Annotated in this window: 9 protein-coding genes; 6 read left to right on the forward strand and 3 right to left on the reverse strand. The window is 71.2% G+C overall.

Annotation, left to right across the window (positions count from 1 at the left end):
• Positions 1-141: 141 nt before the first annotated feature.
• A complete protein-coding gene (locus AC0VYP_RS13765; protein WP_475470004.1) occupies positions 142-2,712 on the forward strand; it encodes a penicillin acylase family protein in 2,571 nt (856 codons plus the stop codon).
• A gap of 709 nt (positions 2,713-3,421) precedes the next feature.
• On the forward strand, positions 3,422-4,999 hold the full coding sequence (locus tag AC0VYP_RS13770; protein WP_285760094.1) for a glycerol-3-phosphate dehydrogenase/oxidase: 1,578 nt from the start codon (positions 3,422-3,424) through the stop codon (positions 4,997-4,999).
• Between the two features lie 94 nt (positions 5,000-5,093).
• Here the strand turns inward: AC0VYP_RS13770 and AC0VYP_RS13775 are convergent, their stop codons facing one another.
• Positions 5,094-5,909: an SAM-dependent methyltransferase gene (locus AC0VYP_RS13775; RefSeq protein WP_475470006.1), complete on the reverse strand. Its 816-nt coding sequence runs from the start codon at positions 5,907-5,909 to the stop codon at positions 5,094-5,096.
• 256 nt (positions 5,910-6,165) lie between these two features.
• Entirely contained in the window at positions 6,166-6,924 is a 759-nt protein-coding gene (locus AC0VYP_RS13780) for a TetR/AcrR family transcriptional regulator (protein ID WP_285760096.1), read from the reverse strand.
• Positions 6,925-7,066: 142 nt separating this feature from the next.
• Between AC0VYP_RS13780 and AC0VYP_RS13785 the strand changes: the two genes are divergently transcribed.
• A complete protein-coding gene (locus AC0VYP_RS13785) occupies positions 7,067-8,221 on the forward strand; it encodes an acyl-CoA dehydrogenase family protein (protein WP_285760097.1) in 1,155 nt (384 codons plus the stop codon).
• Positions 8,222-8,419: 198 nt separating this feature from the next.
• Here AC0VYP_RS13785 and AC0VYP_RS13790 read toward each other — a convergent pair whose 3' ends face one another.
• Complete coding sequence (locus AC0VYP_RS13790; protein ID WP_475470009.1) at positions 8,420-9,298, reverse strand: helix-turn-helix transcriptional regulator; 879 nt, start codon at positions 9,296-9,298, stop codon at positions 8,420-8,422.
• A 94-nt stretch (positions 9,299-9,392) separates the two neighbouring features.
• On the opposite strand from AC0VYP_RS13790, the gene AC0VYP_RS13795 reads away from it, so the two are divergent.
• From AC0VYP_RS13795 to AC0VYP_RS13805, 3 genes are all read left to right on the forward strand, one after another.
• Complete coding sequence (locus AC0VYP_RS13795) at positions 9,393-9,836, forward strand: nuclear transport factor 2 family protein (RefSeq protein ID WP_285760099.1); 444 nt, start codon at positions 9,393-9,395, stop codon at positions 9,834-9,836.
• A complete protein-coding gene (locus tag AC0VYP_RS13800) occupies positions 9,833-10,702 on the forward strand; it encodes an NAD(P)H-binding protein (protein WP_475470012.1) in 870 nt (289 codons plus the stop codon). Before AC0VYP_RS13795 ends, AC0VYP_RS13800 begins: the two co-directional genes overlap by 4 nt.
• Positions 10,703-11,379: 677 nt before the next feature.
• A complete protein-coding gene (locus AC0VYP_RS13805; RefSeq protein WP_475470014.1) occupies positions 11,380-11,979 on the forward strand; it encodes a phytanoyl-CoA dioxygenase family protein in 600 nt (199 codons plus the stop codon).
• The last annotated feature ends 190 nt before the right edge of the window (positions 11,980-12,169 follow it).

Below are 12,169 nucleotides of genomic sequence, written 5' to 3' on the forward strand. Positions count from 1 at the left end.
CTCGTCGATGCGGGAGCCGGTGCACCGCGACGACGGGCGGACCTTTTCCCTGCGGCCGACCGATGCACCCCATAAGCCGGAGTTGTGAAAGTGAGACGCGGAACACGGGCCCCGGCGCCGAGCGGGCCCTACAGTCATCCCATGTCTCGTGCTCAATCCCGTCTCAGGCGCTGGACGCTGGGCGTCCTCGCGGGCCTGGCGGCCCTCCTGCTCGTCACCGCCGGTCTGGCCGTGTGGACCGTGCAGCGTTCCTTCCCCGACACCGACGGCGAACTGTCGGTGCCCGGGCTGAGTGCGCCTGCGACGGTGCATCGTGACGCCGGCGGCATCCCGCACATCTATGCCGACACCTCCCGGGACCTGTTCCTCGCCCAGGGCTACGTGCACGCCCAGGACCGCTTCTGGGCGATGGACTTCAACCGGCACGTGACCGCGGGGCGCACCGCGGAGCTGTTCGGTGCCGACCAGGTCGCGACCGACGTCTACCTGCGCACCATGGGCTGGCGGCGGGTGGCCGAGCAGGAGTACGCGCTGCTGGGCGCGGATACCCGGGAGTACCTGGACGCCTACACCGAGGGGGTCAACGGCTACCTCGACGGGCGCGCGGCACCGGCGGTGAGCCTGGAGTACGCGGTGCTGGGCCTGACCAACGGCGACTACGCGATCGAGCCGTGGACCCCGGCCGACAGCCTGGCCTGGCTCAAGGCGATGGCCTGGGACCTGGCCGGCAACATGGACGCGGAGATCGACCGTGCCTCGCTGCTGGCCGGCGGTCTCACCCGCGAGCAGGTCGAGGAGCTCTACCCCGATTACCCCGAGGCCGAGCACGCCCCGATCCTGGCAGAAGGCACGGTCGAGGACGGCGTGTTCACCACGGGCGGCGGAACCGACGAGGGCGACGCGGCCAACCCTCCCTACGATGCCGCGGAGGCGGCCCGGGTCCTGCGCGAACTGGGCGAGGGCCTCTCCGGCCTGCCCGAGCTACTGGGCCCCGACGACTCCCCCGACCTCGGCTCCAACTCCTGGGTGGTCTCGGGCGACCACACCGCGTCGGGCAGACCGCTGCTGGCCAACGACCCCCACCTGGGTGCGGCGATGCCCTCGGTGTGGGCGCAGATGGGCCTGCACTGCACGACGGTGGGCGAGGAGTGCCCCTTCGACGTCACCGGATTCACCTTCCCCGGCCTGCCCGGGGTGGTGATCGGCTTCAACCAGCAGATCGCGTGGGGGTTCACCAACCTCGGCCCCGACGTCACCGACCTCTATCTGGAGAAGATCGAGGGTGATTTTGCCATCGTGGACGGCGCCGCCGAACCGTTGGAGACCCGGGCGGAGACCATCGCGGTGGCCGGCGGCGACGACGTGGAGATCACGGTGCGCTCCTCCCGGCACGGGCCGCTGATGTCGGACCCGGAATTGGGTGCGCAGTTGCGCGCCCTGGGCGAGGACGCCCCGGTGGATGCCGAGGGCGAACCGGCCGGGACCGCCCGACCGGGCGGATACGGGGTGGCGATGAGCTGGACGGCGCTGCGACCGGGCCGCACCGCCGACGCGATCTTCCTGCTCAACCGGGCCCGCGACTTCGAGGAGTTCCGCACGGCGGCCTCCTTCTTCGAGGTCCCGGCACAGAACCTGGTCTACGCCGACACCGACGGCGGCATCGGTTACCAGGCGCCGGGGCTGATCCCGGTTCGCGGCAAGGGCGACGGGCGCTGGCCCGCACCCGGGTGGGACTCCGACTACGACTGGGAGGGGTTCGTCCCCTTCGAGGAGCTGCCCAGCGTGCGCGATCCGGAGTCGGGGGTGATCGTGGCGGCCAACCAGGCGGTGATCGGCACGGACTACCCGAACCTGCTGACCCGCGACTGGGACTACGGCTACCGCTCCCAGCGCATCACGACCCTCCTGGCCGAGGCGGTCGGGGAGGGCGGGATCACCGTGGCCGACATGTCGCGGATCCACATGGACAACGAGAACTCCGGGGCGCGCGCGGTGGTGCCGCACCTTCTGGCGGCCGAGGTGTCGGGTCCCGCGGCCCGAGCACGCGACCTGTTGGCGGACTGGGACTACCAGCAGGACGTGGACTCCGCGGCGGCGGCCGTGTACAACGCGACCTACAAGCACCTGCTGCCGCTGGTCTTCGACGAACTGGGCGACCTGGGTCCGCCCTCCAACGCCTCGCGCTCCTGGCTGCTGCTGGGCGCCCTGGTGGAGGCGCCGGAGTCTCCCTGGTGGAAGGGGTCCGTCGCCGACAACCGCGACGACGCGCTGGCCATGGCGCTGGAGCGGGCGACCGACGAGCTCACCGACCTCCTCGGCGACGACCCCGCGGACTGGCGCTGGGGCGACCTGCACACGCTGACCGCCACCAACGCCTCGCTGGGCACCTCCGGTATCGCCGCGGTGGAGTGGCTGTTCAACCGGGGGCCGGTGGAGTCGGGGGGCGGTTCCAGCACCGTCAACGCAACCGGATGGAACGCCTCGACCGAGGGGTACGCGATCACCACCGTGCCCTCGATGCGGATGGTGGTGGACCTGGGCGACCTGGACGCCTCCCGTTGGATCAACCTGACCGGCGCCTCCGGACACGCCTTCCACCCCCACTACGCCGACCAGCTGGAGCCGTGGGCGCGGGGCGAGACCTTCCCGATGCGCGCCTCGACCGGGGCGGTGCGCGCCGCTGCCGAGAGGACACTGGTCCTGACCCCGTGACCGCCGGGGCGGGCGCGCTTTCCGCACGAGCGCGTCCTCCCCGCCCGCACGACCGGGCCCGGATGGGCCGACCGGCGCCGTTCGGGTTCGACTCGGTTCGACTCGGATTCGACAATGTCGAACGCAAAGCGTGGAAAAGCGATTGCGGTGCGGCGCCGACGGGACCACCACGGCAATCGTGCTCCCGGACGGGCGGTGTCGGACCCGCGCCCGAGCGGTTTCCAGGGGGGCGAGGCCCCGGGGCCGGTCGCCGCGACCGACCCACTGGAGGCCGTTGCGCGGCGCGCATCCTTACGGGGCGACAAAGGACGGCGGGCATCGGAGCGGCGCCGGGTGCCCCGACCACCAGGCGCCCGTGGGGCGAGGACCTTCGATCAGGGCGCGTGCACCGGGCGGGGAGCGGGTAGGGGTCGGTGTCGGCGGCGCCGGTGGACACCGCGGGGGCCGTCGGGCGGAGCCCGCGTGGGACACGGTCCGCTCCGCGGCCCGATCGTGGGGTGCGGGCGGCCCGCGCGGCCTGGCACGACCCGGGTGGGCCGGTACGCCGGCGCGACCGGTCCGACAGGTTGACACGTCGGAACCCGGAAGGCATTATTCGCAGAAAGTGTTCGACATTGTCGCACGATGGCCGACATAAGGTGACTGGACGGTCCGACGAGCGCGTCCTAAGTCCCCGACCGAGCGGCTCGACGAACCTGTGAGGGGTCCCATGATCACCACATCCCACTCCAGCGGCGACGCCCGGGTGCAGGCCCGCTCGGAACTGTCCCGCGGCACCTTCGACCTCCTGGTCATCGGTGGAGGCATCCTCGGCACCGCGGTGACCTGGATGGCCGCCCAGACCGGGCTGCGCGTGGCGATGGTGGACGCCGGGGACTTCGCCGGCGCGACCTCCAGCGCCTCCTCCAAACTGGTGCACGGCGGCCTGCGCTACCTGCAGACCGGCAACATCGGGCTGGTCGCGGAGAACCACCGCGAGCGCCGCTCCCTGGCCGGTGACGTGGCGCCGCACCTGGTCAACCCGATGCCGTTCCTGGTACCGGTATACAAGGGCGGCCCGCACGGCGCGGCCAAGCTGGGCGCGGGCGTGTTCCTGTACTCCGCGCTCTCGGCGTTCGGCGACGGCGTCGGGCGGGTGATGTCGCCCCTGCAGGCACGCCGCATGGTGCCCGGCCTGCGCACCGACGGACTGCGCTCGGTGGCCGCCTACCACGACCACCAGATGAACGACAGCCGCGTCGCGGTGATGACGGTACGCGCGGCCGTGGAGGCGGGCGCGGTCGTGCTCAACCACTCCGAGGTCGTCGGGCTGCGCACCACCCGCGGCCGGGTCGGCGGCGCCGACCTGCGCGACCGGCTCGACGGCAGCGAGTTCGGGGTGGACGCACGCCTGGTGCTCAACGCGACCGGCCCCTGGGTGGACCACCTCCGCCGGATGGAGAACCCCGACGCCGCGCCCAGCGTGCGGCTGTCCAAGGGCGCACACCTGGTCGTGAAGACGCCGCGGCCCTGGCGCGCCGCGCTGACCATCCCGGTGGACAAGTACCGCGTGTCCTTCGCCATTCCCTGGGAGGACCACCTCCTGCTGGGCACCACCGACGAGGAATACACCGGCGACCCCGCCGAGGTGGGCGTGGTGCAGAGCGACATCGACCAGATCCTGGGCGAGGCGGGGGTCGGCGTGGAGCCGGCGCTGCTGGACCCCGCGTCAATCGTCTACTCCTTCGCCGGGCTGCGGGTGCTGCCCGGCGGCGCCGGCGGCACCAGCGCGGCCAAGCGCGAGACGGTGGTGACCGAGGGGCGCGGCGGCATGCTCTCGGTGGCCGGCGGCAAGTGGACGACCTACCGGCACATCGGGCGCAGCGTGATCGAGCGGCTGCGCCGGCTGAGCTCGGTCCCCCTTGCCGAGGACATGGCGGCACCGCTGCGGACCGTGCCGCTGCCGGGGGTGGCCCGCCCCGACGCCGTGGTGCACCGGCTGCTGGCCGAGGACGCCCCCGGCGAGCGGATGGACGTGCTCGTCGCGCGGCACCTGGCCTCCCACTACGGGAGCCTGGCGTTGGACCTGGCCGCGCTCGTGCGCGAGGACCCGGCGCTGGGCGAGCGCATCCACCCCGACGGTCCCGACATCTGGGCCCAGGTGGCCTACGCCCGCGACCGCGAGTGGGCGGCCACCGCCGACGACGTGCTGCGCCGGCGCACCACGGTCACGGTGCGCGGCCTGGCCACGCCGCAGGTCCGCGCGGCGACCGAGTCGATGCTGGCGCCGCCCCTCCGCGCGGCCTGACCGCACGGGGCGAGCGCCCCGTCGCGGGAAGCGCGTCCTTCTCCGACGCGCTTCCCGCTTTCTTGCCGGCACCGGGGGCGGGAGGGGAAGCGGGTCAGGTCGTGCGGCCCAGGGCCCCGGCGAGCAGGTGGTGGGTGTCGCTGCCACGGGGGGTGTGGTCGTCGGGACGCCAGTCGTTGGCCGCCGCCACGCCCGGCTCCAGGAGCTCCATCCCGTCGAAGAAACGGGCGATCTGGTCGGCGGTGCGGAACCAGCCGCTGCCCAGGCCCCCCTTGACCAGCGCCGCCTCGACGTCGCGGGCGCGTTCGTCACCGGAGTCGTAGAAGTGCGTGATCATCACGTAGCTGCCGCTGGGGAGGCGGTCGCGGATCTGGGCGGCGATCGCCCAGGGGTCGTCCTCGTCGTCGAGGTGGTGCAGGATCGAGGCCATGAACACCGCGACCGGCTGGTCGAAGTCCAACAGGCGCAGGGTGTCGGGGTGCTCGAAGATGCCGTCGGGGTGGCGCAGGTCGGCCTGGATGACGGTGGTGGTCTGGTTGTCGGCCAGCAGCGCGCGGGCGTGGGCGAGCACGATGGGGTCGTTGTTGACGTAGACGACCCGCACCTCCGGGTCGGTCTCGTGCGCGATCTCGTGGACGTTTCCGGCCGTCGGCAGGCCCGAGCCGATGTCGAGGAACTGCTTGATCCCGTTCTGCACCAGGAACCGGGTGGCGCGCTGGAGCATGAACCGGCTCTCCTTGCCCAGCTGCTTGCCCTGGGGGAAGACCTGCTCGACGGCGGAGGCTGCGGCACGGTCGGCCGGGAAGTTGTCCTTGCCGCCCATGAAGTAGTCGCACACCCGCGCGATGCTGGGGACCTCCCTGTTGACCTCGGGCGGGAGCTTCGTGGGGTCCGGAGCCTGCGTTTTCATCCAGGAGTCGTTACCCATGGCGATCGGGCCTCTCAATGTCCGGGGACGATACCCGCGCAAAGCGGTTGCCCGCATGATATTCCCGCAACGGCAGGGACCAGGCGGTTTTCAACTACCCCCCGGTAACCCACTTCTGTGACCAGGGATTCTTCGGTCGAAGCAGCGAAAAAGGTGCCCGAATCGCAATTCCACGTCTCGAAAGATTTGCGATAAGTCCGTTTTAATCCCGTTTCGAGAACCGCGGAGGTCCTTCTGCCTACTGGAGTTGCTGGGGGCCGCCGGCCTCCAGGGCCGCGCGGACCTTGGCCAGGACCTCTCCCCCGGAGGCTCCCGCGGGATAGACGGCGACCAGCACCGCCCCCTCCGGCCCGGAGGGCCGCGACCGCCCCGAGGCGGCGGCGCGCAGCGAACCGGCCAGTTCCTCCGTCACGAAGGACAGCGCCTCCTCCAACCTCTGCGCGACAGCGGCCCCCGTCTCCCCCGGCGTGCGCAGCCACCCGCGCAGCACATGGTTGTGCGCGGCGATCACCGCGGCTGCCAGCACCTCCGCGGCCAGCAGGGTGCGGGCGTCGGTGTGGCCGCGCGACAGGTGCTGGGTGAACAGCGCCTGGTAGCGCGCCGACATCGCGATCTCGCGGTCGCGCAGGCCCGTATGTGCGCGGACCAGCTGGTAGCGGGCCAGGGCGACATCGGGATCGGTGGTGTAGCCGCGCAGCACCATCCGGGCCGCCGCGCACACGGCCGCCACCGGTTCCTCGCCCGATTCCGTCAGGAGCGCGCCGATTTCCTCCACCAGCTCATCCTGGTCGGCGAAGAGGACGTCGTCCTTGGAGCCGAAACGGCGGAACAGCGTGCTGCGGCTGACCCCCGCGGCTACCGCGATGTCGTCCATGGTGGTGGCCTCGAAACCGTGCTCGGCGAACAGCCGCAGCGCGGCGCCCACCACTCCCCGCGAGTGCGCCGGCCGCGCGGTGTCGCGCCCGCGCCGGGCCGCCGTGTCCGTGTGCCGCTGCATCGTCCCCCGTTTTCCGCGCCCGTACCGGTCGGGACGCCCCGCCGATTGTCCCGCCTGCGCGGCACAACGCCGATATTGAGACTGAGTTTCAATCCTTGATACTCAGTGTCATACTGGGCGCATCGCGATGCAAGGAGACCGGATGAGCGACTTCGACCTGTACCGCCCCAACGACGAGCACGACGCGATCCGCGAGGCCGTCCGCGCCGTCGCCGAGGACAAGATCGCCCCGCACGCCGCCGAGACCGACGAGACCGCGCAGTTCCCGCAACGCGCCTACGACGCACTGCGCGCCAGCGACTTCCACGCCCCGCACGTGGGCGAGGCCTACGGCGGCGCGGGCGCCGACGCCCTGGCCACCTGCATCGTCATCGAGGAGGTCGCGCGGGTCTGCGCCTCCTCATCGCTCATCCCCGCCGTGAACAAGCTCGGCTCGATGCCGCTGATCCTGGCCGGCTCCGAGGACGTCAAGCAGCGCTACCTCACGCCGCTCGCCGCCGGCGAGGCGATGTTCTCCTACGGGCTGTCCGAGCGCGAGGCCGGATCGGACACCGCGAGCATGCGCGCCCGCGCCGTCCGCGACGGCGACGACTGGGTGCTGTCGGGGCAGAAGTCCTGGATCACCAACGCCGGGATCTCGCAGTACTACACGGTGATGGCGGTGACCGACCCCGACGGTGCGCGCGGGCGCAACGTCAGCGCGTTCGTCGTGCACGCCGACGACCCCGGCTTCTCCCTGGGCGAGCCCGAACGCAAACTCGGCATCAAGGGCTCCCCCACCCGCGAGCTCCTGTTCGACAACATGCGCATCCCCGGCGACCGGTTGGTCGGCGAGGTCGGCGAGGGGCTGCGCATCGCGCTGCGCACCCTGGACCACACCCGGGTGACCATCGGCGCCCAGGCCGTCGGCATCGCCCAGGGGGCGCTGGACTACGCGCTGGGCTACGTCAAGGAGCGGCGGCAGTTCGGCAAGGCCGTCGCGGAGTTCCAGGGCGTGCAGTTCATGCTCGCCGACATGGCGATGAAACTGGAGTCGGCCCGCCAGATGGTCTACGTGGCCGCCGCCAAGTCCGAGCGCGGCGACGCCGACCTGTCCTTCTTCGGCGCCGCCGCCAAGTGCCTGGCCTCCGACGTGGCCATGGAGATCACCACCGACGCGGTCCAGCTCCTGGGGGGCGCCGGGTACACCCGCGACTACCCGGTCGAGCGGATGATGCGCGACGCGAAGATCACCCAGATCTACGAGGGCACCAACCAGATCCAGCGCCTGGTGATGGCCCGGCAGCTGCTGAAGTAGCCCTTGGGCGGGTGCCCCGCGGGCCACGGCGCTCCCCTGAGGGGAGGGAGCCCGTGGCCCGCGTGCTGTCGGGGGGAAGCCGGCGGCCGTGACCGTGGCCCGTCCTCTGGATCATCGCGGGACGGCACCCCCGGTAGTCGGGGGCGGTTGACTGCGTTTCGCGCCGGACGGCGCACTCCGGCCCCCGGTGGACCGGGGTCAGGCGCCGCGGGATGCGAGCCGGGCGAGCGCGGCGGCGCTCGCGCTGCCCGGCTCGGCGGTGTACATCACCAGGCTCAGGCAGGTGCCGGGCAGCAGCAGGGTCTGGCAGTCCAGGTCGAGGTCGCCCAATTCCGGGTGGCACAAGCGTTTGCGCAAGGCGGGCACCGGGCGCACGTGATGGTCGCGCCACCGGGTCGCGAAGTCGGTACTGTGCGCTGCGAACGCGTTGACGAGCTCGCCGAGGACCCGGTCGGCCGGGCTGCGGACGCTCGCCGCGCGCAGTTGGGCGGCCGTCTGCCGGGCGAACCCGTCGTCCTCCGGGGCCGACGACGAGCACAGCGTGCCGTTGAACCGGATGGCCAACCGTACGGTGTTGCGTTCCTCGACGGGCAGCAGCGCGAAGTCGGTGATCAGTTCGACCGCCGCGCTGTTCCAGGCGAGGACGTCGAGTCGCTCGTCGGCCAGGTAGGCGGGGATCGGCCCCAGCCTGTCCAGCAACCGGCGGGCACCCGCGGGAACCGGTGGCCGACCGGCTCCGACCTCCCGCGAAACCTCCTGCCCGGCCAGCCGTACCAGGTAGTCGCGTTCCTCGGCGGTGAGCCGCAGCGCATTGGCCAGCGAGCCCAGCACCTGCGGCGAGGGACGCGGTGCGCGTGCCTGTTCGAGCCGTTCGTAGTAGCTGGTTGACACCCCGGCCAGTGCGGCCACCTCTTCGCGCCGCAGTCCGGGGGTACGCCGCGCGCGTCGGCCCGGAGGATGGACCGCCGCGGTCGGCATGCGGTCCGGACGCAGCGCTTCGCGTCGGCGGCGCAGGAAATCTGCCAGTTCGGCTCTGCTCACCCGGCCAGGATGGCACAGCGGCCCCGGCGCAGCCACGGACCGGTGGTCCGGGGCTAAGCCGTCCGTTCCTCGACGGTGCTCCCGCCCTCAGCCTGGTGTGGTCACACCCGTTCGACACCGGAGGGCCACCGTGCCACGCACACCCGAAGAGGTATTTCGTCGATTGCTGGATCTGCTGCTGGTCAAGGACATGGACGCCATCGCACGTCTGTGGGCGCCGGACGGCACGGCCGAGTTCCCCTTCGCCACGGGGAGCCAACCGCGGCGGCTGGTCGGACGGGAGGCGGTCCGCGGCTACCTGGCCGACTACCCGGAGCTGATGGACGTGCGTGAGATCTCCGCGGTGACGGTGCACCACACGAAACGGCCGGGGACCGTCGCGGTGGAGTTCACGGCGCACGGCCACACGGTGCGCACCGGTGAGCCCTACCGGCTGGACTACATGACGGTGGTCACCACCCGGGACGGTCTGATCACCCACTACCGGGACTACTGGAGCCCGCTGGCCGCCGCTGCTGCGGCCGGGACGCTGCCCGAACTGCTCGACTCGCTTCGTCCGGAGGTCACCCGATGACCGGTGTACTGGTGACCGGCGGTACGGGGAAGACCGGGGGCGCACTGGTGGACCTGCTGCGAGGCGGTGGGGTCCCGGTCCGGGTGGCCAGTCGCACGCCGTCTGCTCACGACCGCGACGCGGTCCGGTTCGACTGGACCGACCCGGCCACCCATCCGGCTGCGCTCCGGGGGGTCGACCGGGTCTTCCTGGTGCCTCCGGTGAACGCCGTCGATCCGATGCCGTTGGTCGGGCCGTTCCTGGCCGAGGCGCAACGGCTCGGCGTGCGTCGGGTGGTACTGCTCGGTTCCGCCATCGTATTGCCCAACGCTCCCGGCGCGGTGGAGATGGCCGCGCAGGTGCGGGCCCGGCCCGGGTGGGTCGTGCTGCGCGCCTCCGGCTTCATGCAGAACTTCCTGGCCCCGCACCCATTGGGCGAGCGGATACGGCGGCACGGCGAGATCCGCACCGCCGCCGGGGACGGCCGGCTGGGCTGGATCGACGCGCGGGACATCTCGGCCGCCGCCTTCGCGCTGCTGGCCGGCTCCGGAACCGCCTCCGACGATCAACGCGACCACCTGCTCACCGGGCCGAAGGCACTGAGCTACACGGAGGCTGCCTCGATCATCACTGCCCGCACCGGCCATCCGGTCCGGGTGACGCCGATCCGCACCGACGAGCAGGCGGCCCATTACCGGTCCGCAGGTATGCCCGCCGAGTTCGCCACCGCCCTGGCCACTGTGGAGGACGGCGTCAGGGCGGGCCGCGAGGACCGGGTCAGCACTGCGGTACTGGATCTGACCGGCCGCCCGCCCCGCGCTTTCGCCGAGTTCGTCCAGGACCACGCGTCCGAGTGGGCCCATGGCGAGGGGACCGCCGACCGCTGAGTCCTTTGCGCCCCCGGAAGAGACCGGAGAAGTCGGACGTCGCCCACCGGGACTCCCGCCGGGTGCGGGGAGGAGGGTTCCCGACCTGATCGGATGCCGGCCCTGAGGGCCTGGACGCCCCGGCACCGTATCGGCGTTCGCACGGGCGCGTCGGGGGCGGCCCCTCAGGGGGTCGCCCCCGACGCCTGCCCGCAAGCAGCCGAGCACCGCAAAGTGTTCGTCGGAGGCCCGGACGAACGGCGGCGCACCGTATGGCTGCGTGGTCTTCGGGCTTCGCGCGGACCGGAGCGGAAAGAGAACTCCCACATCCCACGCCCCCTCCAGCCCCAGACGAATCAGAACTAATTAATTCGAACTTTCTTCACTCGCGTCCATCCTGGCCGGATAACCGCCCTCATTCTCGATATCTCCCAATTCCCTCTGGACGGGATGCGGGTCAGTGAATATGATCTCACGGTGCAGTCGAAACAACTTCAACTGCGCCAGGGCGGACATCGAACCATGGGGGCAAGGCTGGCTTTTCTCCGCAAAGGCCGAATTCTCTTCGCGGTTTTCCGGCGGCCCGCCCCGCTCGCGAATTCCAACCGTCGGCAGCAGATGCCAATTCCAGGGAAAGCACTCCAGGAGCCATTCGATGAAACCCCGACGGTTTCTCTGCTGGGAGGGTGCGTTGCATTATGTGGTCTGATCCCGGGGAAGTGGTGGCCGTGGACGCCCGGAGGGAGGAGTTCACGAGGTCGGGCTATCTCGTCCTCCCCGAAATGGTGCCCCGAGCCCTGATCGACCGGCTCGTTCCGGAGGTGGACCGCTGGGTGGACGACGGGCTGCGCGCCCGCTCCATAGCGTGCTGCACGGACACGGTGCAGGTGAGCGCACCTCCGGTGATGGAGTTGGAACTGCCCGCCCATGGCGCGCTGCTGACCCATCCGCCACTGATGGACGTGCTGGCGCAGCTCATCGGCTCGTCGTTCGTCTTCCATCACCTGCATAGCGATCGGCACGACGCGGGACGCGGGGGCAAGCCCTGGCATCACGACCGTGAGCCCAACGCCAGCGCCGACCCGTCGTTGACGATGGTGCACGCTCTGCATTATCTGGGCGGCCTGGACGAGACGGTGGACAGCCTGGTGGTGCTGCCGGGCTCCCATCATGAGAGCGCCTCCAAGGATTCCCGGACGCATTTGGGTACCAGCGAGTTACCGGACGAGATAATCATCGACCGCCTGCCCCCCGGGTTGACCGTGCTGATCAATTCAGGGCTTTTCCATGCGCGTTGACCCGCGCCTCCGGTCAGCGATCGCTTCCGTTATTTCGTTGACGCCTCCTACTGCCAGACGGGAACGCAGTGGCGGCCCGCGAAACCGTACTGGCGCCATATGCTCTCCCGGGCGCGGTCGCTGGGTCTTGATGGTGGACGATGGCCAGAGCTCTTCGCGGAGCGCCATTTCACCGAGTACACGCAGACGG

The sequence above is a fragment of the Nocardiopsis sp. iso_186 genome (genome assembly GCF_056173365.1).